General features: G+C 66.7%; 21 protein-coding genes. 16 read left to right on the plus strand and 5 right to left on the minus strand.

Annotated elements, in window-relative coordinates:
- Positions 1-65: 65 nt before the first annotated feature.
- Positions 66-446, minus strand: coding sequence for a c-type cytochrome (locus RT513_RS05980; RefSeq protein WP_256947303.1), 381 nt, complete (start codon positions 444-446; stop codon positions 66-68).
- A 17-nt stretch (positions 447-463) separates the two neighbouring features.
- A complete protein-coding gene (locus RT513_RS05985; protein WP_313533743.1) occupies positions 464-2,029 on the minus strand; it encodes a flavin monoamine oxidase family protein in 1,566 nt (521 codons plus the stop codon).
- A 397-nt stretch (positions 2,030-2,426) separates the two neighbouring features.
- Here RT513_RS05985 and RT513_RS05990 point away from each other — a divergent pair, with 397 nt between their 5' ends.
- Genes RT513_RS05990 through RT513_RS06015 form a run of 6 tightly spaced genes read left to right on the plus strand, consistent with a single transcriptional unit; the run spans position 2,427 to position 9,596 of the window.
- Complete coding sequence (locus RT513_RS05990; protein ID WP_290690516.1) at positions 2,427-3,425, plus strand: BMP family protein; 999 nt, start codon at positions 2,427-2,429, stop codon at positions 3,423-3,425.
- Between the two features lie 2 nt (positions 3,426-3,427).
- A complete protein-coding gene (locus RT513_RS05995; protein WP_290690513.1) occupies positions 3,428-4,804 on the plus strand; it encodes an amidase in 1,377 nt (458 codons plus the stop codon).
- The gene (locus RT513_RS06000; protein ID WP_290690511.1) at positions 4,801-6,315 is read left to right on the plus strand and encodes an ABC transporter ATP-binding protein; all 1,515 of its coding nucleotides are present in this window, start codon (positions 4,801-4,803) and stop codon (positions 6,313-6,315) included. Before RT513_RS05995 ends, RT513_RS06000 begins: the two co-directional genes overlap by 4 nt.
- Positions 6,305-7,354: an ABC transporter permease gene (locus tag RT513_RS06005; protein ID WP_290690509.1), complete on the plus strand. Its 1,050-nt coding sequence runs from the start codon at positions 6,305-6,307 to the stop codon at positions 7,352-7,354. The genes RT513_RS06000 and RT513_RS06005 overlap by 11 nt, the downstream gene beginning before the upstream one ends.
- A complete protein-coding gene (locus RT513_RS06010) occupies positions 7,351-8,295 on the plus strand; it encodes an ABC transporter permease (RefSeq protein WP_290690506.1) in 945 nt (314 codons plus the stop codon). The genes RT513_RS06005 and RT513_RS06010 overlap by 4 nt, the downstream gene beginning before the upstream one ends.
- Before the next feature lie 11 nt (positions 8,296-8,306).
- Positions 8,307-9,596 (plus strand): amidohydrolase family protein, encoded by a 1,290-nt coding sequence (locus tag RT513_RS06015; RefSeq protein WP_290690504.1) that lies wholly within the window; start codon positions 8,307-8,309, stop codon positions 9,594-9,596.
- 840 nt (positions 9,597-10,436) lie between these two features.
- Here the strand turns inward: RT513_RS06015 and RT513_RS06020 are convergent.
- Both RT513_RS06020 and RT513_RS06025 read right to left on the minus strand, forming a co-directional pair.
- Entirely contained in the window at positions 10,437-11,066 is a 630-nt protein-coding gene (locus RT513_RS06020) for a 5'-methylthioadenosine/S-adenosylhomocysteine nucleosidase (protein WP_290690502.1), read from the minus strand.
- A 668-nt stretch (positions 11,067-11,734) separates the two neighbouring features.
- Entirely contained in the window at positions 11,735-12,517 is a 783-nt protein-coding gene (locus tag RT513_RS06025) for an alpha/beta hydrolase-fold protein (protein ID WP_313533744.1), read from the minus strand.
- Positions 12,518-12,756: 239 nt separating this feature from the next.
- Here RT513_RS06025 and RT513_RS06030 point away from each other — a divergent pair, with 239 nt between their 5' ends.
- From RT513_RS06030 to RT513_RS06060, 7 genes are all read left to right on the plus strand, one after another.
- On the plus strand, positions 12,757-14,169 hold the full coding sequence (locus tag RT513_RS06030) for an ATP-binding protein (RefSeq protein WP_290690497.1): 1,413 nt from the start codon (positions 12,757-12,759) through the stop codon (positions 14,167-14,169).
- An 89-nt stretch (positions 14,170-14,258) separates the two neighbouring features.
- On the plus strand, positions 14,259-15,365 hold the full coding sequence (locus RT513_RS06035; protein WP_290690495.1) for an ABC transporter substrate-binding protein: 1,107 nt from the start codon (positions 14,259-14,261) through the stop codon (positions 15,363-15,365).
- Positions 15,362-16,402 (plus strand): FecCD family ABC transporter permease, encoded by a 1,041-nt coding sequence (locus RT513_RS06040; RefSeq protein WP_290690492.1) that lies wholly within the window; start codon positions 15,362-15,364, stop codon positions 16,400-16,402. Before RT513_RS06035 ends, RT513_RS06040 begins: the two co-directional genes overlap by 4 nt.
- Complete coding sequence (locus tag RT513_RS06045) at positions 16,399-17,193, plus strand: ABC transporter ATP-binding protein (protein WP_290690489.1); 795 nt, start codon at positions 16,399-16,401, stop codon at positions 17,191-17,193. The genes RT513_RS06040 and RT513_RS06045 overlap by 4 nt, the downstream gene beginning before the upstream one ends.
- Positions 17,190-17,774, plus strand: a complete 585-nt coding sequence (locus RT513_RS06050) for a TRAP transporter small permease (RefSeq protein WP_290690487.1) — start codon at positions 17,190-17,192, stop codon at positions 17,772-17,774. Before RT513_RS06045 ends, RT513_RS06050 begins: the two co-directional genes overlap by 4 nt.
- A complete protein-coding gene (locus tag RT513_RS06055) occupies positions 17,771-19,027 on the plus strand; it encodes a TRAP transporter large permease (protein WP_290690485.1) in 1,257 nt (418 codons plus the stop codon). The genes RT513_RS06050 and RT513_RS06055 overlap by 4 nt, the downstream gene beginning before the upstream one ends.
- An 11-nt stretch (positions 19,028-19,038) precedes the next feature.
- Positions 19,039-20,025, plus strand: coding sequence for a TRAP transporter substrate-binding protein (locus RT513_RS06060; protein WP_290690483.1), 987 nt, complete (start codon positions 19,039-19,041; stop codon positions 20,023-20,025).
- Positions 20,026-20,184: 159 nt separating this feature from the next.
- On the opposite strand, the gene RT513_RS06065 is transcribed toward RT513_RS06060, so the two are convergent.
- Entirely contained in the window at positions 20,185-20,754 is a 570-nt protein-coding gene (locus RT513_RS06065) for a cytochrome b (protein WP_290690481.1), read from the minus strand.
- 161 nt (positions 20,755-20,915) lie between these two features.
- Between RT513_RS06065 and RT513_RS06070 the strand changes: the two genes are divergently transcribed.
- From RT513_RS06070 to RT513_RS06080, 3 genes are read left to right on the plus strand one after another with little or no spacing between them, the layout of a single operon-like run.
- Positions 20,916-22,556: a (2,3-dihydroxybenzoyl)adenylate synthase gene (locus RT513_RS06070; protein ID WP_290690478.1), complete on the plus strand. Its 1,641-nt coding sequence runs from the start codon at positions 20,916-20,918 to the stop codon at positions 22,554-22,556.
- A complete protein-coding gene (locus RT513_RS06075; protein WP_290690475.1) occupies positions 22,553-22,789 on the plus strand; it encodes a phosphopantetheine-binding protein in 237 nt (78 codons plus the stop codon). The genes RT513_RS06070 and RT513_RS06075 overlap by 4 nt, the downstream gene beginning before the upstream one ends.
- 1 nt (position 22,790) lies before the next feature.
- Positions 22,791-26,675, plus strand: coding sequence for an amino acid adenylation domain-containing protein (locus RT513_RS06080; protein ID WP_290690473.1), 3,885 nt, complete (start codon positions 22,791-22,793; stop codon positions 26,673-26,675).
- The last annotated feature ends 7 nt before the right edge of the window (positions 26,676-26,682 follow it).

Consider the following 26,682-nt stretch of genomic DNA (forward strand, 5'->3'; position numbering starts at 1 on the left):
CCTTCTCTCATTGCCCGCCGGACAGGCGGGAGGGGCAGCCCCGCCTCCCGGCGGGGCCAGCCGGGTCAGCGGGCGGCCTTGACCATCTCCGGCGTCGCCGGCTCCTGATAGTCGTTGCCGAAATGGGTGCGGATGTAGTTCACCACTTCCGCGACCTGGGCATCATCGAGCAGGCTTCCGATGGCGGGCATGGCCTTCTGGCCGTGGAGCACGATGTAAACCGGGTAGTCCGCGCCTTCCAGCATCGGGTTGGTGGCGAGCGCGGGGTAGTGGCCCGCGCCGACAGCACCCTCTCCTTGCGGCATGTGGCACCCCGCGCAGATCGCGTTGTAGATCGCCTCGCCGCTTTTCTGGGTCAGAACCGTCGGGCTTTTGAACAGCTCCGGGTCATCGGCCAGCGCCGGTGCGGCCAGCAGTGCGAACGCCGCCGTCAGAAACGTCTTCATCTGGGTCATCCTCGCGCTCAGGCCTTGGTCACATGCGAATGCAGACGCTTCACGGCGTCCAGCGACGACAGGATGGCCCCTTCCATCCAGGCGGGCAGGTAGGAGAGATGCTCGCCCGCCATCAGCGTCCGGCCGTCCATCTGAACGGCTTTGGGATAGTCGTTCTCCTTGTCCTTCCAGTTGGCATAGCAGCCCAGCACCCACGGCACCCGGTGCCAGGCGACGGCGACGCCGGTCTTGAACTCCTCATGATACTGGGGATGGAGCTGCGCGCCCATCTCCAGCGCCTTCTCGATCCGCTTTTCCGGGGGCAGGGCCGCGAACTGATAGGCCGAGGCTCCCCAGCAATACCCGCCCAGAAGCACGCCGGGACCGGAGGAGAAATAGCCCGTGGAAGGGTAGGATATCTGCGAGATGGGCAGATCGGTGTAGCTGATCCCGCCGTAGATATGCTCGTCCTCCTCCCAGAAGCGCCGCTTGAATTCCAGCCCGCATTTGAACGCCGCATAATAGGACGTGCTGTCGATGATCGACGTCATCTCAGAGGAGAAGTTGTGGTCGATCTGGCCGAGAACGGAGAACGGGATCGTGCAGATGCAGTAATCCGCCGTGACTGTCGTTTCCTTGCCCGCGCCGTGCGAGGGAACGTAGGTCGCGCTCACCCCCTTCTCGTCCTGCGCGATGCGGATGACCTTGGCGTTGAAGGTGATGAGGTCGCCAACCTCCCTCTGGAAGGCCTGCGCGATCATGTCCATCCCGCCGACCGGCTGGAAGATCGCCGCCTGATGGTCGATCGACTCGCCGGTGACCAGCGAGCGCCAGAGGTTGGATTTCAGGATCTCGGAAAGGCTGATCGGCTCCGACGGTTCCGGCTTGCCATCCACGCCACCGCCCGGTGCCTTCTTCCAGCCGCGGAGTTCGGAGCTGTCTTCTCCCGCGACATAGCCCAGATCGTCGTTCAGCCCGCCGTAGCGCTTCAGCGAGGCCACGAGAATCTTGAGATCCTCCGTCGTGGCAAGATCGTCGAGCTTGTCGGCATTGGCCGCCTTGGCCAGCAGTTCCGCAACATGGCCCCGGTAGTCCGCCGCGATCTCCTTGAAGCGCTGGGGCTTGCCGTCGAACGCCTTGGTATTGTGCAGATAGGCGTTGTGGTTGACCTGAATGAACGGCTCCAGCTTCACGCCGAAGCGTTTGCAGTAATCGAGCACCGCATAATGGTCGTGCGGAATGCGCCACGGGCCGGGGTTGATGTAGTTCCCCTCCGCGAAATCCACCTTCTGCGTGAAGCCGCCGAGTTCGGTATAGGTATCGCCCGAGCGCAGCGTCCAGCAGCGTCCACCCGCCTTCTCGCGGTATTCGAGCACCTGCACCTTGTAACCCGCGGCGCGCAGCTCATAGGCCGCGCTCATGCCCGCCAATCCGGCGCCGAGGATCAGCACGGAAGCGCCCTTCGGATCGCCTTCAAGCTTCAGGCGGCCGTCGTAATTGGACGCCTGTGCAAAGCCCATCGAACTCATCGCGCTATACATTGCGGCGCTACCCGCCACGGTCCCGATCAGCGTCAGCAGATTGCGACGCGTCATGCCGGTCGGCATGTCTGTCATTGTTGTTGCCTTCGTCAAAATGCGTAGGTCGCCGCCAAACACGGCAGGTCCGCTGTATTTTTGACCTGAAGAGGCGGCAAGATGCCGCAGTCGCACAACCGTGAGGGAAGTGGAGCGGCCATGATCTTTGCACAATGCAACAGCTAACTGCCCGAGCGTTATGCATTATGCAAATCTCGTCGCGCTCCAGCACTATCCACCGACGACGGAGACTTCGGGCATGAACGAGCCAGCGATCGCTCATTTGGCGCATTATTAAGCAATCAGCGATACGACCCTTCCCATGCAGGCGGGCAGGGAGCGGTCTGCGTTGACAGCGGGCGATACCTCTTCCTAGCTCTCGGAAAACAGCCAGAACACCACAGGGATGCATGTCATGACCTCCTTCTCCACACCGACGCGGCGGAGGCTGCTGCAAAGCGGGCTCGTCATCGGCACGGCCACGCTTTTCGCGCCCGCGCTTCTTCGTGCGGCGACGCCGATCAAGGTGGCCGGTATCCACGGCTCGCCGGTGGAGAATGCCTGGAACTCCGTCCTTCACAAGGCGCTCCGGGATGCGGCTGCGGAGGGGACGATCGAGTACGTGTTCTCGGAAGGCGTATCCGCGACCGACTATCCGCGGGCTATGCGCGAATATGCGGAGCAGGGCGCCAAACTCATCGTCGGGGAGACCTTCCCGGTGGAGAAACAGGCCCGCGACGTGGCGGGGGATTATCCCGGCACCGCTTTCGTCATGGGGTCGAGCGGCAAGCCCTCCGGCGACAATTTCGGCGTGTTCGGCACCTGGAATTACGACGGCGCCTATCTGGCCGGGATGCTGGCGGGCAAGATGACAAAAACAAACCGGCTCGGTTCCGTGGGAGCCATCCCGATCCCGGAGATCAATCTCCTCATCAATGCCTTTGCAGAGGGGGTGAAGGCCGTGAACCCGGAGGCCCGCCATACCACGACCTTCATCGGCACGTTCTTCGATCCGCCCAAGGCACGGGAGGCCGGTCTGGCCCTGATCGACGCGGGCGCGGACATCCTGTTCGGCGAACGGATCGGCACCGCCGATGCCGCGAAGGAGCGTGGCATCAAGGCGGTCGGCTCGCTCATCGACTACACGCCGATGTATCCCGACACCGTCTTTGCCAATGCTCTCTGGGGCTTCCGCCCGATCCTCAACGCGGCCATCGCGGATGTTCAGGCGGGTAAGCCTGCGGGCCGCGACTACACGGCCTACGGGCTGATGAAGGAAGGCGGCAGCGATATCGCCTATGTCAAAGGCGTGGCACCGGCAGAGGCGGAGGCCGCGATGGAGGCGGTGCATGCTGAGATCCGCAGCGGGGCCTTCGCCGTTCCGCAGAATTTCGCGGACCCGACCAAGGGTTGATCGTGTCGTCCGACGCCATCGCACTTGCCCAGGCGATCCTGCGCGGGGATATTTCTGCGGGCGCCGCGATGGAGGAAGCGCTGTCCGCCGCCGACCGTCTTTCCGCTCTCGGTGCCGTGGCGTGGCTGGACGCCACCGCCGGGCGCGCCGCCGCCGCGGAGTTCGACGCGCTGGCCCCGGACTCACCGCGGCGCGAGGCGGCCTTTGCCGGTGTTCCGACGCTCGCGAAAGATCTGGGCGGGCCGTTCGCGGGCCTGCCCCTCCGGCTGGGGTCCGGCATGATCGAGCCGATGGCGGCCGGGGAGTCCTGCCTTGCCGCCGAATTTCGCCGGGCGGGCCTCCTGCCGTTCGGCCTGACGACCAGCCCGGAATTCGGCTTGTCGCTGGCCAGCGAGCCCGCCATCGGCCCCATCGCGCGCAACCCGCTGGCGCCAAGGCTCAGCCCCGGAGGATCCTCGGGCGGTGCGGCTGCAGCGGTGGCAGCGGGGATCGTTACCATCGCCCATGCCACGGATGCGGGCGGATCCATCCGTGTGCCGGCGGCCTGTTGCGGACTGGTGGGCTTGAAACCGGGCCGGGGATCGGTGGTCGAAGGGCCGGATTTTGGCAACCACCTGGGCGGGATTGCCAGCGAGTTCGCCATCTGCCGCTCCGTCCGCGATGCGGCCCGGCTTTTCCCCGTATTGAGCGGCGCAGCACGGGCTCCGCGCTGTTTTGCTGTTGTTCCCCGTCCTCTGCGAATTGGCCTGCTGATCGAAACCGAACCGGCGACGGACCCGTTGCGTCGCGCGGCGGTGGAACTTGCGGCAGAGACGCTGGCGGCCCATGGGCACCGGCTCACCCCCCTCGGCTGGGCCGATATCCGCGCGCAGGCGGCGGCGAGCGACCGGATCTTCCGCGCCCTCGTCACGGTGAACCTCGCAGCCTTTGTCACGGCGGCAGGGTTGGATCCGGCGCGGGCAGAGCCGCTGACGCAGCGGGTGATCGCCGAGGGGCAGGCAACCGCCGCCACGGCCTTCTGGCAGGTTCTGGCCGAATTCCCGCAAGTCGGCCATGCTCTCTCCGGTCTGTTCGACGGTGTGGACGTGCTGCTCACACCGATGCTGACGGGGCCGCCGCGGCCCGTCGGCTGGCTTCCGGTGACGGAGACCGACACAGACCGGCACTTTGCCGCGCTATCGGGCTTTGCCCCGCTCGCTACACTCGCCAATGTCTCGGGCTGTCCGGCGATCACACTGCCCTTTGGCGCGGATGCGGACGGCCTGCCGCTTCCCCTCCAGATGATCGCGCCCATAGGGGCGGAGCCGGTGCTGCTGGCGCTCGCGGCGCTCCTTGAGGCGGAGGGCCGCTGGTCCAACCCCCTGGGGAACGCCGCATGAGCGATGCCGTTCTCGAAATCGTCGATGTCTCCAAGCGCTTTGGCGACACGCTGGCCAACGACGCGATAACCCTGACCCTGGACAGGGGAGAGATCCTCGCCCTGCTGGGAGAGAACGGCGCGGGCAAGACCACGCTGATGAGCATTCTCTTCGGCCATTACACCCCGGATACCGGCCATATCCGGGTCATGGGGGCGGACCTGCCGCCGGGACGGCCGCGCGCGGCGATACGGGCGGGGATCGGCATGGTGCATCAGCACTTTTCGCTCGCGCCCAATCTTACGGTGCTGGAGAATGTCATGACGGGGACGGAGGGCCTCTGGCGCCCGCGCTCCGCGACGGGGGCCGCGCGGGCGAAACTCATGGCCATCTCCGACCGGTTCGGTCTCAGCGTCGCGCCGGACGCGCGGCTGGGCGATCTGTCGGTCGGCGAGCAGCAGCGGGTGGAAATCCTGAAGGCGCTCTACAACGATGCGCAGATCCTCGTGCTGGACGAGCCGACTGCGGTGCTGACCACGCAGGAATCCGCCCGGCTGTTCTCCACGCTCAAGGAGATGGCGCGGCAGGGACTGTCGCTCATCTTCATCTCCCACAAGCTGGAGGAGGTGATGGCCACCGCCGATCGCGTGGCCGTGCTGCGGGGCGGCAGGCTCGTGGCGGAGCGACGCGCGGCGGAGACGAGCAAGGGCGAACTGGCGGAGCTGATGGTGGGGCGGGCCGTCGAACGCCCGCGCCGCGCGCCCGCGACCCCCGGCCCCGTCGTTCTGGAGGCGGCGGGGCTGACACTGCGCGACGGCGGCGTGGAGCGGCTGAAATCCGTGAGCTTCCGTCTCCATGCGGGTGAGGTTCTGGGCATCATCGGCGTCTCCGGGAACGGCCAGACACCGCTTGCACGGGTGCTGGGCGGCATGGCGCGCTGGACGGGGGGCGACCTCCTGCTCGATGGTGAGCGGTTGGATCGGCTCACGGTTCCGGGGGCCATCGCGGCGGGTATCGGCCGGATCCCCGAGGACCGGAACCATGAGGGCACCGTGGGGGAGATGACCTTGTGGGAGAACGTCGTGCTGGAGCGTCTGGCCCATTATGCGCGCTTCGGCCTCGTCAATCAGCAGGCCGCCATCGGGCGCACGCAGGAGATCATCACCCGGTTCGACGTACGGGGTGGCACGCCGACGAGCCGCGTCAGGCTGCTCTCCGGGGGGAACATGCAAAAGCTCATCCTTGGCCGCAACCTGATTGAACCGCCCCGCATCCTCATCGCCGCGCAGCCGGCGCGCGGGCTGGACGAGGGGGCCGTTGCCGCCGTGCATGCGCGTCTGCTCGGCGCCCGGCGGCAAGGCACCGCGGTGCTGCTCATCTCAGAGGATCTGGAGGAAGTCATGGCGCTGTCGGATCGCATCCATGCCATCGTGGGCGGGCGGCTGTCGCCTGCCATTCCGACGGAGTCCGCCGATACGCGGCGGCTCGGCCTGATGATGGCGGGCGCGTGGGAGGCGGCGGATGCGGTTTGAACGCCGAGCAGAACGCCCCGCCCTGCTCATCCTGCTCGCCCCGCTGATCGCCGTCGCGGTGGCCCTGCTGCTCAGCGGCGGGCTCATCGCCATGGCCGGCGCGCCGGTGCTGGATGCCTTCGGCCGGATCGCAAGCGGCGCCTTCGGCTCCCGTCTTGCGATCACCGAGACGCTGACACGCGCGATCCCGCTGATCCTGACGGGGCTTGCAGCCGCCGTCGCCTTCCGTGCGCGGCTGTGGAACATCGGGGCGGAGGGGCAATTCTACATGGGCGCCATCGCGGTCGCGGCGGCCAGCGGCACCGCTTTTGCCGGATTGCCCGCAGTCGTTCAAATCCCGCTGCTGTTCCTGACCGGCGCCATGGCGGGGGCGGTGCTTCTGCTCATTCCCCTGTGGCTCCGGCTCCGCTTCGGGGTGGATGAAGTGGTGACGACGCTTCTGTTGAACTTCGTCGCCATCCTCCTGGTCTCCATGCTGATCGACACGGTGCTGAAAGATCCCATGGCTTTCGGCTGGCCCCAGTCGATCCCGGTCGATGACAATGCAACCCTGCCGGCTCTCGTCGCACGCTCGCGGCTGCATATCGGGTTGATCGTGGCTCTCGGGCTGGCGGTGCTGATCCAGTGGGTGCAGGCGCGGACCGTCTTCGGAATGCGGGCGCGGGCGGCGGGCCTCAATCCCGCAGGGGCAGCATTCGCAGGCGTGCCTCTCGGGCGGACGCTGGTCGGGGTCGCCATGATCTCCGGGGGGCTGGCGGGCCTCGCGGGCGCGATGGAGGTGATGGGCGTCATGGGCTATGTGACCACGGAGCTCTCCCCGGGCTATGGCTATTCGGGCATCGTGGTGGCGATGCTGGCGAATCTCAGTCCGCTTGGAGTGGTGCTGGCCGCGCTCTTCACCGCCACGATGTTCGTGGGCGCCGATGCCATGAGCCGGGCGCTCGCCGTTCCAAGCTATATCGCCGATGTCACGGTGTCGCTTGCCCTGCTGTCGATGCTCGTCGCTCTCTTCTTCACGCAATACAGGATCCGTCGATGACCGATCTGTTCGACATCCTCGCCTCTGCCGGTCTCTGGGCGGCGGTGCTGCGGATCGCGACACCGCTGATCCTCGGCACGCTGGGGGCGCTGCTCTGCGAGCGGGCGGGCGTGCTCAATCTGGGGATCGAGGGGATCATGACCTTCGGCGCCATGATCGGCTGGCTGACGGTCTTTCAGGGCCATGATCTCTGGACGGGGTTGATCGCGGCTGCGGGGGCGGGGGCGCTCTTCGGCCTGCTGCTTGCCGTATTGACGGTGACGCTCGGCCTTTCGCAGCATGTCGCGGGGCTGGGGGTCACGCTTTTTGCCTCCAGCCTCAGCTACTATCTCTTTCGCCTGCTGGTCGCCATACAGGGCACCCCGCCCAAGATCACGCCCTTTGCCCCGCTGGCGATCCCGGGCCTGTCGGATCTGCCGTTTTTCGGTCAGGCGCTGTTCAGTCAGACCGCGCCCACCTACCTCGCCTTTGTGCTGGCGCTGCTGATGGGCTGGATCCTGTTCCGCACGCCGCTCGGCCTTGCGATCCGCATGACCGGCGAAAACCCCCATGCCGCCGAGGCGCAGGGTATCAACCCGATGGCCGTCCGCTATGGCGCGGTGATCGCGGGTTCGGCGCTCATGGGCGTGGGGGGCGCGTTCCTCACGCTGTCGGCCTTTGACAGCTTCATCCCCACCATGGTGCAGGGGCGGGGATGGATCTGCATTGCGCTGGTGGTCTTTTCTTCGTGGCGGCCGCTCCGCGCGCTTGCCGGGGCGCTGCTTTTCGCGTTCTTCGACGCGTTCCAGCTCCGGCTTCAGGCTGGTTTCAGCGGCGAGATCCCCTATCAGATATTCCTCATGATACCCTATGTGCTCGCGATCATCGCGCTGGCGGTGATGGCGCGTCGCGCCCGCGTGCCGCAGGCGCTCATGCAACCCTACCGCCGCGGCGAACGCTGAAAGGCCATACGATGTTCGATACCCTCATCCGCAACGCCAACCTCCCCGATGGGCGGGAAGGCATCGACATTGCCATAAGGGCTGGCCGTATCGCTGCAGTGGAGCCGGGGATCACCGCCGAGGCGGGACAGGTGATCGACGCGACCGCCCGGCTTGTCAGCCCCGCCTTCTGCGATCCGCATTTCCACATGGATGCGACCCTCTCTCTCGGGTTGCCGCGGATGAATGTGTCGGGCACGTTGCTGGAGGGGATCGCGCTCTGGGGGGAACTCCGCCCGTTGTTGACCAGGGAGGCGCTGGTGGAACGGGCGCTCCGCTACTGCGACCTCGCGGTGAGCCGGGGGCTTTTGCACATCCGAAGCCATGTCGATACCTCCGACCCGCGGCTCGTGACGGCGGAGGCGCTTTTGGAAGTGCGCGACCGAGTCCGGGACTACATTGACCTGCAACTGGTGGCTTTCCCGCAGGACGGTTACTTCCGCACCCCGGAGGGGGCAGCCGCGCTGAAACGGGCGCTCGACATGGGGGTGGAGATCGTCGGCGGCATCCCGCATTTCGAACGCACGATGGAGGATGGCCGCGCCTCTGTCGAAGCGCTCTGCCGCATCGCCGCAGATCGCGGCCTCCGGGTGGATATGCATTGCGACGAAACCGATGATCCGCTGAGCCGCCATGTCGAAACGCTGACCGCGCAGACGATCCGCTTCGGCCTCGAGGGCAGGGTGACCGGATCCCATCTCAGCTCCATGCATTCCATGGACAATTACTACGTCTCCAAGCTCATCCCGCTGATGGCGGAGGCGCAGATCCATGCGATACCCAATCCGCTCATCAACATCATGCTTCAGGGACGGCACGACACCTACCCGAAGCGGCGCGGCATGACGCGGGTGCCGGAGCTGATGGCTGCGGGGATCAACGTCTCGCTGGGGCAGGATTGCTGCATGGACCCGTGGTACTCCATGGGTTCCGCCGACATGATCGAGGTCGCGCATATGGCCGTCCACGTCACGCAGATGGGCAGCGTCGCCGACAAGACCCGGCTTTTCGAGGCGATCACGCTCAATCCGGCAAGGGCGATGGGCCTTGCGGATTATGGTCTGGCGCCGGGCTGCCGCGCCGATCTGGTGGTGTTGCAGGCCGCCGATGTGACGGAGGCCATCCGGCTCAAACCGGCGCGGCTTTTCGTGCTGCGGGGAGGGCGCGTGATCAGCCACACCCCCCCTCTGACCGCCACGCTCTCGCTGAAAGACCGTCCCGCCCGTATCGACCCGGGGCTGGATTTCCGCCCCGTCCGGTAGGGCCGCACTCCTGCGACGAAGGCTGTCCTCATTCCCTGAAGTCCCAGAGCAGCCCTTCGGAAACGGTGTTCAATGACGTGGAGGGGCCTGCGGAGGGTGTTCATGGCCCTAGCAGGCTGCTGAAAAAGTCCTGAAATGTCATCCCTATGCGCTGGAAATTGGAAATCGACCCGGAAGTGTATGGATTTCCGGCTGGATTTCGTCAGATTGCGAACGATTTCCACTCCGACACAGGCCAAGAAGCCTTTTTCAGAAGCCTGCCAGGCTCTGCTTGATCTTTGCATCTTGATCGACAGCGCTGCATAGTCCTTCCTGCCCATGCGGCACCTCATTTGCGGGTTGTCAGCCCTGCCCCTCGCCACGAAGATTGTTGGTGATGGCCGGATCTATAACAACATGCAGCGGCCAGACCTCTCCACCGACTTTTTGCCACCCTTACCCCAACAGGCTGTGGAAAAGGCTTTCAGGTCTGGGCTGGCGCGGAAATCGTTCTCCATCTGTTAGATTACGGCGGTAGATCCGCATATTTCTGGTCATTCACGGGCGGATTTCCCGATTTCCGGAGCATAGACGACACTTATGAACTTTTTCGGCAGCCTGCCAACATCGGCTGCCCCGTCGAGCGGACATTCTCCCCCTGACGGCACAGCGTCGGAGGCCAGCTCCCAGCTTTTGCCCCTTATGGCCGCCCGCGACACGCCGAGGGTGGAGGCCGCGTCAGGGTCGGCCCTTTCGCAGGCGAGCAGGGAGGAAACCCGTTGAAGCCGCTATCGGGCTTGCCGGGAGTTCAACGCCTCCGCGCATTGCGGGAGCAGGCACACGGGAGGAAGGGAGCCTCTCTCAGAGGCGCAGCGCACCGCTTTCCAGCGCGTCACCGAGCACGACAGCAGCGGCTGCAAGCCGTTCGTCTATTACATGCAGGTACTGGGTCCAATCGGTGTAGTGCGTCAATTCAGCGGCGCCGTCCGATATTCCGCGCAGGCCGATCAGGGGAATGCCGAACCGATGGGCCGCGCGCAGATGGGCAAAGGTTTCCATGTCCACCATCTCCTCTGCGATCCGATCATAGGCCGTGCCGCTGACGATATTGGCCCCCGTGGACAGGCTGGCATGGGGCAGGCCGCAAATAAGATGCGGAAGGTCGATCCGCGCGGGCAGGTCGAGAAACGGTGTAAGACCGCGTTCAAATCCCAGCGCCGATGCATCCATGTCGCGATAGGCCACCGAGGAGACCTGATAGACACGCGCCTGCTCCAGCGCCCGCGACCCGGCGGAGCCGAGAGAAACGATCAGCCGTGGTCGCTGCCGCATTTCGGCCAAGGCGGCGGTCAGGGTCACCGCACCCTCCACCGGCCCGACTCCGGTGATGAGCGGCGTGATGAGGGCGCGCAGGGCGGGGCCGTATTCCGCCTCTGTCGCCATGACGAACAGCACCGGAAGTCCGGCTAAAACATCGGTTGGTACGGCCATTGTCATCCTCGTGTTGCCGGACAGGACTGGCATGGTCCAGAGCATCCGGTCAAGGATCGGGAAGGGATGCGCCCACAGCCACCGCCCCGGGCCTCCGGACCCTGACCGGCATGCTTTGTGATCCGTGCAGGTGACCCCAGACGCGCAGCCCCTTGTTTCGAGCGCATCGGCGGCCAGGGCGGGATCGCGCCCGATGGCGAGGGGGCGCCTGTCGCGGCTTGATGCAAAACGAGAGGGTTGCGTAAAATACGCGCGATCGTCCAACCGGGGGTGGATGGCGCCCAAGAAGTGCTGGGCCATGCCGCGTAGGCAGCCGGTATGCTAGTGGTCGGGTGGGTGTCAGCGGCTCCTTCCACACGCGTGGTATGGCGGAATGTAGCTGACCATCTGGTGGCACGGGTTACTGGGGGGCGCCTCCCGCGGCACGCCGCCCAGCCGGTGCAGGACGCCGCCGCCAGATCAGGGCTCCTCCCGCGCGCCGGGGAGGCAGACCCCGCAAATCTCCGATGCTTGGCAGGCTGCTGAAAAGGGCACGTCGGCGATGAAGCGGGAAGCGTTCGCAAGGAATTCCGCCGGAAATCTACCAGTTTCGCGTCATTCCGGGGCCGATTTAACGATTTGCAGCGCATAAACATGCCCCGGATTTTTCGGCACCCTGTCAGGGGCGATCACTCCTCAGCCGCGAATGGAAAGACCAGTGGCAGCGAGCCTGCAAGAGTCTGGATGTGGACATGCTCCCGCAGAACATGCAGGGCGGGCCGGAGGCCAGTAAACTCCCGTAACGTTTCGAGGAAATGCATCGTGGCGGGGGCAGGGCCATCCGGCACCGGACCGTCGCTTCCCGACCGCTTCTCGCGGTCGCCAAGCGCGATGAGCAGCGGCGGCGGGGCCTCCCGGGTGGGGGTCTCCAGGACGGGGGCCTCCAGGACGGGGGCTTGCGCGGCGATGCGCTGCATCAGCGGCTCGTCCCACCAGACCGATGGGCTGATGGCGGCATAGCGCGCGAAGGCACGGGGCCGCGAGAGCAAGACGTAAAGCGTGAAAAGCCCCCCGAAGGAATGGCCCCACAGCGTGCGGCGGCGCGGATCAATCCGCAGACCCTGCTCCGCCGCCTCCCGCAGAGGCCCGGTCAGCCGATCCAGAAACACTGCTCCCCCCCCGGCAAGCCGACCAGGGTGCACAGGGTCGGGCCGGATGCCATCGCCCGGTCCGTCAGGCGGGGTGAAATCCAGCGTGCGGCGCTCCCGCGAGAACTGCCGGTCGGTGTCATAGCCGATGCCGGCGATCACCAGCCCCGGAGCAAGGGCGAGATGCGTCGCTGTCAGATAATCATAGGCGGCATTGCCGTCGAGCAGATACAGGATCGGCCATCCGTTCTCAGGGGGGGCGGCCTTCGGGATGGCAAGGAAAATGCGGTGCCCCGGCCCTGTGGCCACGGTCCTTTCCGACATCTCGTGTGTGGGGTTTTCACTGCGCAGTATCTGCAGCTCCGCTTGTCGCAGGGCGTGATCCGGCCCCGCCTTTCCCGTCTGCCGCATGGCGTCTCTTCATATCGTTACCGCTGCGATTCGCGGCGGTTGTTGGTTGACAAAGTTTGTCGGAAATATAGTGCTGCACGCGAACCGAGCCAGACCGGATATGTCCCCGGGCCAGCCAAATGACTGATCACACGACGTCAAGGAGCCCCGACATGGCCATTCTTCCTCTCAGCCGCCTGCGCGCCTCACTGGGTGCAACGGCGCTGATCCTTGCAACGGCGGCGAGCCCCGTTCTGGCCGATACGATCTTTACGCCCTCCGCAGACGGATTTGCGGGCATGGTTCGCGCCACCGCCGATGAGCCGGGCGCGGCCATCCTGAAAGGTGGCAAGGTCAGGATCGCCGGTGACCGGCTGATCCCGGGGCAGCAGATCACGCTGCTCCGTGGCCCGACGGTGCTCAACCCCGACGGGCCGATCGTTGTCGATGCAGAGGGCAAGTTCGCTTTCGATCTGACGCTGGATGCCGATGCCGTCACCGGCCTGCAACCGGTCGTCGTCATCGCGGAGAAACCTGCGGCCGCCACTGTCGTGGAGGTGAAGATCTCTCCCGATGTGCCGGTTTCCGGTGCGGAAAAGTTCGCCATCGAAAGCGGTCTGGTCACGCGCGGTCTCTATCAGGTCGTGTTCAGTGATGCGGCCAAGGCCGCCTTCGTTACCTCTGCGGTCGGCCGCCCGCCGGTGAAGGACTCCGCCCTGCTGAAGATCGACGCGGAGACGCTCGAGGTCAAGGCACAGGTATCGCCTGCCGCTGCTCCCGCGCGGGAAGATGGCAGTGACGGCGGTGTCTTCGCCGTTTACGGCGTCGCGGTGGATGATGCGAACGGCAATGTCTGGGTGACCAACACGCGGCAGAACACCATTGCAGTCTATCGCCAGTCCGACCTGTCGCTGGTCAGGCAGTTTGAGCCGGGGGCGGTTGCCCATGCCCGCGATGTAGTGATCGACGAGGCCAACTCCCGTGCCTATGCAAGCGCGACGGGCACCGGCAACATCGAGGTCTTCGACACCAGGACGCTGGAGCAGCTGGAACCCATCGTGATCCAGTCTGGCAAGCGCGGCGGCGAGTTCTCGGTCATGAGCCTTGATCTCGACACCAAGGGCGGCAAGCTCGTCACGGTCAGCATGCGTTCGGACGAAGCGGCGGTCGTGACGCTGGCGACGGGTGAGACGGAAGTCTTCCCGCTTCCCGGCGCCCGCAGCGCTTCCGGCGTGGCGCTGGACGCCCGGGACGGGCTGATCTTCGTGGCCTCGCAGCAAACCGACAACCTGCTGATCGTGAAGGCCGACGGCGGCGAAGTGCTCCATGATGTCGAAGTGGGCGCCGGTGCGCTGAACGTCACCTTCGATCCGGTGAACCGCCTGGCCTATGTGGCCAACCGGGGTGCGGGAACGATCACTGTCGTCGATACCGATGGCAGGATCGTGGCCAACCTCGACGCGGGCAGCATGCCGAACCAGCTCCGTGCCGATGGCAAGGGCAATGTCTATGCCGTGAACAAATCCCGCGGCGAAAACGACCCGGTCGGCGACCGGATCTGGCGGATCACCCCCGCCACGAACTGACCCCGCCCCATGAGACGGCGGCGGAGGCGCACGCCTCCGCCGCATGCATTTCCCAGCCGGAGACCCGGCACCGCACGAAAGACCTGGCCATGGTCCGCCTTTACGCCCTGTTCGCCGCCCTGGTTACGCTGGCCGCCGCAGTCGTCGCCCAACCCCTGTCGGCAGAGGTCCGGGCTACCGACACACTGGGGCGTGAGGTGGTCCTGCCGCAGCCTGCCAGGCGGATCGTGCTGGGAGAGGGGCGGCACATGGCCGTTCTGGGCCTGATCCATGACGATCCCGTGGCGCTTGTGGCCGGATGGCGGCTGGACAAGGCGCTGGATGCGCCGACCCTCGACGCCTATCGCGCCAGGTTTCCGGCGATAGACACGATCAGGCCGGTCGGCTCCGGCAACCGCGATATCTCGGTGGAGACCATTGTGGCGCTGGACCCTGATCTGGTGGTGCTGTCGCTGATGGATGCGGAGGACAAGGGGATGGAGGTGGCGCGCGGTCAGCTCGAAGCCGCCGGGATCCCCGTGGCTTACGTTGATTTCTTCTCCCACCCGCTTGAGAATTCGGTCCCCAGTCTCCGCCTGCTCGGCACCCTGACGGGCGCAGAGGACCGGGCCGAAGACTTCGTGCAATTCTACGAATCCCGCCTGAACCGCATCCGCGAGCGGCTGGCTGATCCGGCCATTCCCCGGCCGCGGGTTTTCTTCCACGTTCATGCCGCCCCGCAGGGCTGCTGCTCCACCGTCGGCACGGGCGTCTTCCACGATTTCATCACGACCGCCGGTGGCCGGAATATCGGCGGAGAACTGGTGAAGGGCGTTCTGGGCAATGTCAGCCTCGAATTCCTGATCGCCGCCGATCCCGATTTCTACATCGCCACAGGCGGCACGCATATGGCGGCGCGCGGGGGGCTGGTGCTGGGGCCGCTGGTCGATGCGGAAACGGCGCAGCAGACCTTTGACACGCTTGTCGGTGCGCCCGGCATCGCCTCTCTCCGTGCGGTGGAGGGGGGGCATGCCGCGGGCGTGTGGCACCTTTTCAACGACTCGCCCGTGCATATCGCGCTGATCGAATACCTTGCCCGCACCTTCCATCCCGACCTGTTCGCCGATGTCGATCCCGCCGCCACGCTGGCCGAGATCGAGACCCGTTTCGCCCCGGTTTCCGTGCCCGGAACCTGGTGGGTGGTGCCCCGGCCATGACGGCGCTCCTGCTTGATCGTTACCGGCAGCGGAACCGCCGCCGTGCGGGGCTGGTCGCGCTGCTGGGGCTGCTTGCCGTGGCCGCGCTGCTCATCGACCTGACCACCGGGCCGGCGGGCCTGCCGCTTGCCGAGACATTGCGCGTGCTGACCGGCGCCGAGGATGTGTCGCGCGGGGCAAGGGTCATCGTCTGGGATGTCCGGCTGCCGGTGGCCGTGATGGCGCTTTGCGTCGGGGCCGCGCTCGCGCTGGCGGGGGCGGAGATGCAGACCGTGCTGGAGAACCCGCTGGCGGAGCCGTTCACGCTGGGCGTCTCCTCCGCCGCGGCGCTTGGCGCGGCCCTGGCCATCGTGCTCGGCCTCAGCCTGCCGTACCTGCCCGCAGGGTGGAGCGTTTCGGCCAATGCCTTCCTTTTCGCGCTCGGCACGCTCGCGCTGCTCCAGACGCTGGGGCGGCTTCGCGGCGGCGGGACGGAGGTGCTCGTCCTTTTCGGCATCGCGCTGAATTTCACCGCGGCGGCGTTTCTGTCGCTGGTGCAGTTCGTGGCCTCTGCGGATGCGCTCCAGCAACTCGTCTTCTGGACGATGGGGAGTCTTGCTTCCAGCCGCTGGCCGGGCGTGGCGCTACTTGCGACGCTGCTCGTGGTGACGCTTCCCTTCTCCATCCGGGCGGCCTGGCGGCTCACCGCCCTCCGTATGGGAGAGGAACAGGCGCGGAGCTTCGGCGTCAACGTGACCACGCTCCGCCGTTGGACGCTCGTCCGGGTGAGTCTGCTGGCCGCGGGCGCTGTCTCCATGGTCGGGGTGATCGGCTTCGTGGGCCTTGCGGGGCCGCATATCGCGCGGATGCTGGTCGGGGAGGATCACCGCTTCTTCCTGCCCGCCAGCCTGCTCACCGGGGCGCTGGTGATGTCGCTCGCCTCCACCCTGTCGAAACTCGTCGTGCCGGGAGTTCTGTTGCCCATCGGCCTTGTCACCTCGCTGATCGGCCTGCCGGTCTTCCTCTGGCTGATCCTGCGGGGCAGGGCGGTGCGATGACCGGGCTGGCCGTCACCGATCTTTCCGTTCATTTCGGTGCCCGCAGGGTGCTGGACGGGCTGACCCTGCCGCCGCTCCGGGAGGGCGAGGTGACGGTGCTTGCCGGGCCGAACGCCGCGGGGAAATCCACGCTGCTCCGCGCGGTGGCGCAGCTTCTGCCCTATCGCGGGCAGGTGACGCTCAACGGTCAGGATCTGCACCGCCTGCCCGGGCCGAAGCGGGCGGCGCTCCTCGGCTTCATGCCGCAATCGTCGCTCACCGGCTCTTCGCTCATCGTGCTGGAGAGCGTGATCGCAGCCCTGCGGGCGGGAGGCGAGCAGGGCCGGAGCGCGGCGGAAACCGTCGCGATGGCAACGCTCGACCGGCTGGGGATTGCCGCCCTCGCGCTCGATCCGGTGGACAGCCTCTCCGGCGGGCAGCGCCAGATGGTCGGACTTGCGCAGGCCATCGTGCGCGACCCCCGCGTTCTTTTGCTGGATGAGCCGACCAGCGCGCTCGACCTTGCCTATCAGGCGCGGCTTCTGGCAGAGGTGCGCCGCCTTGCCGCCGAGGGGCGGACGGTCATCGCCGTGCTGCATGATCTGGCCCTTGCGGCGCAATGGTCGGACCGCATGGTGATGCTGCGGCAGGGGCGCCTCTACAGCGCCGGCCGCCCGGCGGAGGTGCTTACGCCCGCCATGCTGGCCGAGGTCTATGGGGTCAGCGCACGTGTCGAGCGCTGCTCGCGCGGCCGCCTGATGGTGCTGGTCGATGAGGAGCTGGCCCCCCCGCAAAAGGAGGCGGCCGAATGAGCCTGAACAACGATGTCGTCGATTATGGCCCCGGTATCCGCGCCTCTCTTCTGGCCCGGACCAGCAGGCGCCTGGCGCAGGCGGAAATGGCGCTCGGTGCGGCGCTGGTGGCGGTGATCGCCCTGTCGCTGCTAGCGGGATCGGTGTCGCGCACGCTCGGGCGCCCGCTCATCTGGACGGACGAACTCGCCGTGCACCTGATGGTCTGGGTCGCGTTTCTGGGCGGCTCGCTCGGGATCGCCACACGCGGCCACATGGCGATCGCGCTGCTCCCTGAACGTCTGGGCCTGCGCGGGCGGGCGTGGCTTCTCCTGCTGACCGACCTGCTCGTGATGGCCTTCGTTCTGGTGATGGCATGGCTTGTCTGGCGCTGGTTCGACCTGCCGGGGCTGTTGCGCGCAGGGTCAGGCGCGGGGCTTGCCAGCGACACGTTCAACTTCATTTATACCGACCCCACGCTGACCCTGGGCGTGCCGAAGGTCTGGTTCTGGCTGATCGTGCCGGTGACCTGCGTGACGGGGGGGATCCACGCGCTCGCCGCCATCGCCGCCGATCTGGCCGAATTGGGCAGGCAGCAATGACCGCGGGGCTGTCGTTCCTCCTCCTTCTAGCCATCGGAGCACCGATGTCCTTCGTGCTTATCGGGGTGGCCCTGATCCTGATCGTCGCGGGCGGCAATGCGGTGCTGCTCGACAGTTTCCCGCAGCAGCTTTTTGCGGGGATCGAAAGCTACGGGCTCCTTGCGCTGCCGCTCTTCATCCTGCTGGGAGAGCTGATGGGTGCGGGCGGGATCGGGCGGCGGCTTCTCGCTTTGGCCGAGGCGATGATGGTGCCGGTCCGGGCGGGTCTGGCCTATGTCAACCTGCTGGCCAACCTGATGATGGCGGCGGTTCTGGGATCGACCGTCGCGCAGTTGACCGTGATGTCGCGGCTCGCCGTGCCGGAGATGGAGCGCGCGGGCTATCCCCGCGATCTTGCCACCACCGTCACGGCGGCGGGCGGGCTGCTTGCCCCCGTCATTCCCCCCTCCATGAACCTGATTGTCTATGCAACCGTGGCACAAGTTCCTGTGGCGGATGTCTTCGTCGCAGGGATCGTACCGGGGTTGGCGATGGCGGCGGTCTTTGCGCTCATCATCGCGTGGCTGGGGTGGAAGCACAACCTGCCCCGCGTGCCGTCGCAACCCGCGCGCCAGAGGCTCCGCGCCGCATGGCGGGCGCTCCCGGCGCTGGTGGTGCCGCTGGTCGTGGTGGGGTCCATACTGACGGGCGTGGCGACGCCCACGGAATCCGCCGCCATCGCCTCTCTGGCCGCGGTGCTGATCGGGATGTTCGTGTACCGGGAACTTCGCCTTGCCGATCTGCCGCAGGTCTTCGTGCGCACGGCCGTCACCTCCGGCGCCGTGCTCTTTCTTGTCGCGGCTGCGCAGATCATCGGCTGGGTCGTCACCTTCGCCGGCCTGCCCGCACAGGCGGCCAACTGGATGCAGGAGATGGCGTCCTCCCCGCTGGCCTTCCTCATCCTGCTCAACATCCTGCTGTTGCTGCTGGGAACGGTGCTGGAACCCATCCCCGCGATCATTTTGGTCGCGCCGGTGCTCCTCCCGGTGGCGACCGATGTCTATGGCATCGATCCAGTGACGTTCGGCGTGATCCTCTGTCTCAACCTGACGCTGGGCCTTCTGACCCCGCCTGTTGGCGCGGGGCTCTACACCGCGTCGCTTCTGACGGGCGTCAGCGCCGAGCGGCTGTCACGGCTGCTTGTTCCGTTCTTTGCGGGCGTGATCGCGATCCTTGCGGGGATGACGGTGATCGCCGCCCTTAACGCAGGCTAGGAGGAGAAGATATGCGTTTTCCAAGGTGGGTGCCGGGGCTGCTGGCCGCCGTTACGCTCGTTGCCGTCACGCTGGCTGGCCCGGCGGGCGCGCAGGACCTGCGGATCGGCATGGTCACTCCGCCGCCGCACCAGTGGACACGGTCCGCGAATGCGCTGGCCGAAAGGATTTCCGCGGAGACGGGGGGCCGGATGAAGCTCGCGGTTTTCCCCTCCGGTCAGCTGGGGAACGAGGCCCAGATGCTCCAGCAGCTCCAGACAGGGGCGCTGGACCTGGCCTTTCTGACGGTGGGGGAGCTTGCCAACCGCGATGCGGATTTCGGCATCCTCATCGCCCCCTATCTGGTGCCCGACGCGGAAAGCGCGGCGAAGCTGCTGGAGGGCCGGACCGCAGCCGCGTTGCAGGAAAAGCTCGGCGCGCTGGGGCTAAAGGGTCTGGGATACGGGATGGCGGGCATGCGGATCGTGCTGCTGTCCAAACCGCTGGCCGAAGGGGGCACCGTTGCCGGGCGCAAGATCCGCACCGTGCCGCTGGCACAGGAGATGGACTTCTGGACCCGTGCCGGCGCCGCCCCCACGCCCCTGCCGCTGCCCGAACTGTTCGACGCCTATGCCAACGGCCAGATCGACGGCATGCAGATCGACCTTGAGGGCACCTGGAACAATCGCTTCCAGGACTATTCGGCCGTGGTGCTGGATAGCCGGCACGCGATCTTTCCGATGTTCGCCGTGGCCTCGGCGCGGAAATGGCGGACGTTCTCCGAGGAGGACCGCGCCCTGATCACCCGGCTGGTCGGAGAGGAAGCCGCCCATATCCGCGCCACCTATCCCGGCATCGACGCAGACTACCGGGCGAAGCTGGCGGAGGCGGGCGCCCCGCTGGCGGAGGCCGGGCCGGACATCTTCGGCAACGCCGTGGAAAGCTGGTACGAGGCCTGGCGGGAGAAAACGCCGCTGCTGATCGAACTGGAGAGGGAGGCGAAGGCGCTGACCCCCTGACAGGCTGCCGGAAAAGGCTTTCAGGCCCCGGGGTGGAGCGGAAATCGTCCCCGGTCCGACCACCCCCAAAGGGCATCCATGCATGTCGGGGCATTCCAGAGACGATTTCCCGATGTCCGGAGCATAGGCATGAGACTTCTGAACTTTTTCAGCGGCCTGCTAACCGCGCCGCGCGCGGGAGCCGGCCATCCGGGCCATGGTCCCGTCGCGCCACATCCCCTCGTGCAGGCCGACCATGACGACATGGCCCAGGATGAGCAGCGCCAGAACCCAGCCGAGCTCGCCATGCAGCGCATCGCCCAGCCCGACGGCCCACTCCACCGGCGTGGTCCGGGCCTGGAAAACCTGAAAGCCGAAGGGCGCAAAGACCCGGTCCGACCCCCAGGCCCGCAGGAGCGCGACCGACGGCACGACCAGCATCACCGTGTAAAGGGCCAGATGCCCGAGCCGCGCCCCGACTCCGACGAGACCCGCCCCGTGCGAGGGCCGGTTCCTGCGGTTGGCGAAAGCCCAGATCACCCGGAGGAGGATAAGCCCGAAGAGCACCGTGCCCACCGGCTGATGCGAGCCGACGAAGAAGGATACGACCGGCTGGCGACCGAATATCAGCCGCAGCGTCATGCCGAACAATTGCCACAAGACCAGTGCGGCGATCGACCAGTGAAGAACGCGCGTGACCCGGCCGTAAACGGTCGGCGTATCGCGCAGGGGAACTGTGGGGGAGGGCATGGCGCGCATCTCGTCAAAGGGGAGGTCAAGGGGTCATGCCATTGATCCTGCTTCCCCGCAACGCTGCCGAGGCTCTGCGCGCGCAAAGTTGACTGTTTTTGTATGGACGGTTATGCCGCCCAAGCCGGGCCTGATGGCCATCCGAGGAGCAGGTGTATCGCATGGTGCAATCCGACCAGACCGCGCCCCGCCAGATTTGGCCGCAGGAGGTTGCCGCACGCTATCGCGAGAAGGGGTATTGGCGCGGCGAAACGATGGGCGGCGTCCTGCGGGAGCGGGCGGCCAGTCATCCCGAGCGCATGGCCGTGGTGGATGGCGAGATACGCTGGACATATGGGGAGCTTCTCGCCCGGGCAGAGACGGCGGCGGCCGGATTCCTCGGGCTGGGGCTGATGCCGGGCGACCGGGTGATCGTGCAGATCCCGAATGTCGCGGGGTTCTTTCCGGCGGTCTTCGGGCTGTTTCTGGCGGGTCTGATCCCGGTCTATGCGCTGCCCGCGCACCGGCAGACCGAACTGATCCACTTCGCCCGGCGTTCAGGGGCCAGGGCGCTGGTGGTGGCGGAGCGGCTCGACGGGTTCGACTACCGGCCGCTGGCCAGCATGGTGCAGGCCGAGGTTCCGGCACTTGCCCATGTGATCGTCATCGGTGATCCGGGGCCGCATCTCGCCATGGACGCCCTGCCTCGCACAGCGGTCGCGCTGCCCGAGGTCGATCCCTCGACCGTTGCCTTTCTCCAGATTTCCGGCGGCAGCACGGGCCTGTCCAAGCTCATCCCCCGCACACATGATGATTACATCTACAGCTTCCGCGCCAGCGCCGGGATCTGTCGTCTGGATGCCAATACGGTCTATCTGGCGGCGCTGCCCGTGGCGCATAACTTCCCCATGAGCTCTCCGGGCGTTTTCGGTGCCCTCTATGCCGGTGGGCGGGTCGTGATGAGCCCGGATCCCAGCCCTGCCACCGCCTTCGCCCTCATCGAACGCGAGGGGGTGACGATCACCGGCCTTGTTCCGCCGCTGGCTCTGCTGTGGATGCAGGCGGCGCCGGCAACGAAGCATGACCTGTCCAGCCTGCGGGTGCTGGGCGTGGGCGGCGCGAAATTCCTTCCCGAAGCAGCGGCGCGGGTCCGCCCGGTGCTCGGCTGCACGCTTCAGCAGGTTTTCGGCATGGCGGAGGGGCTTGTGAACTACACTCGCCTCGACGATCCCGAGGAGATCATCGTCAATACGCAAGGTCGCCCCATCAGCCCGGATGACGAGATTCTGGTTCTCGATGACAACGGCACGCCCGTGCCGGATGGCGAGGCGGGGCATCTGCTGACCCGCGGACCCTACACGATCCGCGCCTATCACAACGAACCCGCCGCCAATGCCCGCAGCTTTACCCCCGACGGGTTCTACCGCACGGGCGATATCGTGAAGCGGCTGCCGGGGGGTTATCTGGTGGTGCAGGGGCGGGCGGGCGATCACATCAACCGCGCGGGGGAAAAGATTTCCGCCGAGGAGATCGAGGATCACCTGCTGGCGCATCCGCAGATCTTCGACGCGGCGGTGGTTTCGATCCCCGACGCCTATCTGGGGGAACGCAGCTGCGCCTTTGTCATTCCCGCCGGGGAGGAGCGCCCGAAGGCCGCCGGAATCCGCGCCTTCATGCGTTCAAGGGGTGTCGCGGATTTCAAGGTGCCCGATCAGGTGGTTTTCGTGACCGCGTTCGAGGCCACCGCCGTCGGCAAGGTCAGCCGCAAGGCGTTGCGCGCGGCCCTACGCGCCGAATATCTGAATGGAGAGAAGACCGCATGACCCTGACCCTCGACCGGATGCGCAAGGACATCGCGGATGTGCTCTATGTCGATCCATCCGAGATCGGCGACGATGACAATCTGCCCGATCTGGGGCTGGATTCCATGCGGCTGATGACACTCATCCTCGGCTGGGAGCAGGCGGGGCTGACCGCGGATTTCGGAGCGCTCGCCGAATACGATACGCTGGGCGGATGGTGGAGCGTCGTCTCCGAGCGTCAGGCTGCCCAGTGACATGACTGACCAGAGCCTCCTGCCGCCGCCCGTCTCGGGGCAAGATTTTCCCCTGACCGAAGCGCAGGAGGGGCTATGGTACGCGCAGGCGCTCGACCCTGCGAACCCGATCCTCAACACGGGGCAGTATCTGGAGCTGAGCGGGGCGCTTGACCTTGCCGCCTTCCGCACAGCCGTTGCCCGCACGATCCGGGAAACGGAGGCGTTGCATCTGCGGTTCCGGGCGACGCCGGAGGGGCCGGTGCAGTGGCGGCACAGCGAAGGGCCCGCGCTGACGATCGTGGACCTCACCCATCGCCCGGATGCCGAAGCCGAGGCGCTGGCGCTGATGAAGGCCGACAGCGACAGGCCCCTGAACCTCGCGCAGGAGCCGGTCGCGGCCTTCACGCTGTTTCTGCTGACGGGGGGGCGACAGCTCTTTTACGAACGGATTCATCACCTGGCGATTGATGGCTACGGCATGGTGCTGATCACGAACCGCATCGGGGAGCATTATTCGGCGCTGGTGGCGGGGGCGCCGCCGCCTGTGTCCTTTCCTGCGCTCGCCCGTGCGCTGGAGGAGGATGCGGACTACCGGAATTCGCCGCGCCGGGAGGCTGACCGCGACTGGTGGCGGCAGACCCTTGCCGATCTGCCGGAAGTGGCCGGCCCTGCGCCGGGGCGTGCGGTTTCGGGGCACACATTCCTGCGCCACAGCCGCTGGCTGCCAAGCCCCCTTCAGGCGGATCTGACCGCCTTTGCCGCGCGCCATCGGCTGACCTGGCCCGATGTGCTGACGGGGCTTGCGGGGGCCTATCTGGCCCGCTGGTCCGAAGGGGAGGCCGTGCTGGGCGTGCCGTTCATGGCCCGCATGGGCAGCAAGGCCGCCCGGCTGCCCTGCATGGTGATGAACGTCCTGCCCCTGCGCCTGACGCCCGATGAGGACGCGCCGCTGCCGGACTGGCTGACCGGCGTGGCGAAACAGCTCATGCAGTCGCGGCGCCACGGACGCTACCGGAGCGAGCAGTTGCGTCGGGATCTGGGGCTTATCGGCGGCACGCGGCGGCTTTACGGGCCGCTGGTCAACGTGCAGCCCTTTGACCTGCCGCCGGTCTTTGCCGGGCTGGAGGTGGGTCTGCACATTCTGGGTGCGGGCGCGGTGGATGATCTCACGATGACATTCCGGGGGGATGCACGGTCGGGCCTGCTCTTTGAGATCGACGCCAATCCCGAACTTTACACCGCCGATGAAGCAGCGGCCCATTCCGAGCGGCTGGTCGCGTTCCTGCAGAACGCCCTTGTCGCCGAACGGCTCGCGGATGTCGCCACGGCGACGCCGGAGGAAATCGCTCTCCATGATGCCCGCGCCGAAGCCGTGCGGACCCCGGTGCCGGAAACGACGCTCACCGCGCTCATCGCGACGCAGATGGCGGCGACGCCCCATGCGCCCGCGATCACCGCCGGCACCGATACGCTGACCTATGCGGAACTGAAGCGTCGCAGCGGTGCGCTCGCGGCAGAACTCGTGCGCCGGGGCGCCGGGCCGGAGCGGATCGTGGCGGTGGCTCTGGAGCGGTCCGCTGAGCTTCCTGTGGCGCTGGTCGGCGTACTGCGCGCCGGGGCAGCCTATCTGCCGCTCGATCTCGACCATCCCCCGGAACGGATCGCGCGCATCCTGAAGATGGCGGCACCCGTCGTTGTGCTGACCACGGCGGAGAATGCGGGCCTGTTTCCGCCGGAAACGCCGCTCCTACTAGTCTCCGACTGGCCGGTGCGGGGGGACGCGCCGCAGATCGATATCAGCGCGGATAATTTGTCTTATGTCATATTTACCTCCGGCTCGACAGGGGAGCCGAAGGGTGTGGTGATCGAACACCGCGCCATCGTGAACCGGCTGCTCTGGATGCGGACGCACTATGGAATCGCGCCGGACGACCGGATCCTTCAGAAAACGCCCGCGACTTTCGACGTCTCGGTCTGGGAGTTCTTTCTGCCGCTGATCGCCGGTGCGGAGCTTGTCATGGCGCCCCCCGGTGCGCATCGGGATCCGTCGGCCATTGCGGCTGCGATCCGTGAGCACGGCGTTACCACGCTGCATTTCGTGCCATCCATGCTGTCGGCCTTCCTTGCGGTTCCGGCCTCGGAAGGCCTGTCGTTGCGTCGGGTCTTCTGTTCGGGCGAAGAACTGACCGCCGACCAGCGCGACCGTTTTCACCGGCGCGTTTCGGCAGAGCTGCACAATCTCTACGGTCCGACAGAGGCGGCGGTGGACGTGAGCTACTGGCCCGCGCCGGCAGAGGACCGCAGCAACCCGCTGCCGATCGGTTTCCCGGTCTGGAATACCCGGCTCGACGTTCTGGACGATCGGATGCGCCCAGTGCCGCCCGGCCTTGCCGGGCACCTCTATCTGGGCGGGATGCAGCTTGCACGCGGTTATCTCGGCCGCCCCGACCTGACCGATGCCCGGTTCATCGCCGATCCGGCCCATCCGGGCGAGCGGCTCTATGCAACCGGCGACCTCGCGCGCCTCCGGCCGGACGGCGCGGTCGTCTATCTGGGCCGCTCGGATCATCAGGTGAAGGTCCGGGGTCTCAGAATCGAACTGGGCGAGATCGAAGCGGCGATCATGGCGACGGGCCTCGCGCGCGAAACCGTTGTCGTGGCGCGAGAGGATCATGCCGGAGAGAAACGGTTGGTCGCCTATCTCGTGCCCACGGAAGCCTACAGGCCGGGTGCGCTTTCCCCCCTATTGGCCGCGCGTCTGCCCGCTTACATGCTGCCCTCCGCCGAAGTGCCGCTCGATGCGCTTCCCGTCACCTCCAACGGCAAACTTGACCGCAAAGGCCTGCCCGCACCCAATTTCGTGGCGACCGGCCGCGCCGCGCGAACGCCTACCGAAGCCCTTCTCGCCACCCTCTTTGCCGAGGTTCTGCATCTTCCCGGCCCCGTCCCGGCCGAGGCCGATTTCTTTGCCTTGGGCGGGGATTCCCTGCTGGCCGTCCATCTCGTCCTTCGGATCGAGGAGGAGACTGGCCGCGATTGCGGGCTGGGCACTCTCTTTGAACATCCGGTGCTTTTCACTTTTGCCGCCGCGCTGGATGCTGCGCGGCCTCGGGATGACGGCCTTGGCACGACGCTGTTGCTGGCCGATGGCGACAGGGAGAAGGCGCCGCTGTTCCTGATCCATCCCGCGGGCGGTATCGTCTGGGGCTACCGTGCGCTTGCCCGGCAGATCGCGCCGGAACGACAGGTCTGGGGGCTTCAGCATCCCGGCCTTGACCCCGACAAGCCCATGCCGGAGAGCCTTGCGGCGCTGGCCCGTTGCTATGCTCACCTGGTGGCGGAGCTTCGGCCGGACGGTCCGGTGCATCTGGCAGGCTGGTCGGTCGGGGGCCTCATCGCACAGGAAATGGCCGTTGCGCTGACGCAGATGGGGCGTGAAACGGGGCTGGTCGCGCTTCTCGACAGCTATCCGGCGGATTGCTGGCGCGATGAGCCGGACCCCGATCCCGTGGCGGCGCTCCGCGCGCTTCTGGCCATCGCGGGTTACGACCCGGACGCCCACCCGGAGCTTGCCACCCGCGAAGCCGTCGTCGCGTTTCTCCGCGCGGGGGATACCGCCCTCGGCAGCCTGCCGGAGCGGACGCTCGACGGCGTGGTGCGCGCGGTGACGGATACCAACCGGCTTGTCCGCAATCATTACCACAGGGCCATGGCCGCGACCCTGACCCACATCCGTGCCGCGCAGGACCACGCCGGCAAACCGCTACGGCCGGAGATGTGGCAAGCCTATGCCGAGGCCCTCGATCTGCTCGACGTGCCCTGCCTGCATGCGCAGATGACCTCGCCCGAGATCTCCGCCCTGATCGGTCCCGAGCTTGTCTGCCGGATGCGCAAGTTCGACTGACCGTCAG

The sequence above is a fragment of the Haematobacter sp. genome (assembly GCF_032102465.1).
Classification (GTDB): Bacteria; Pseudomonadota; Alphaproteobacteria; order Rhodobacterales; family Rhodobacteraceae; genus Haematobacter.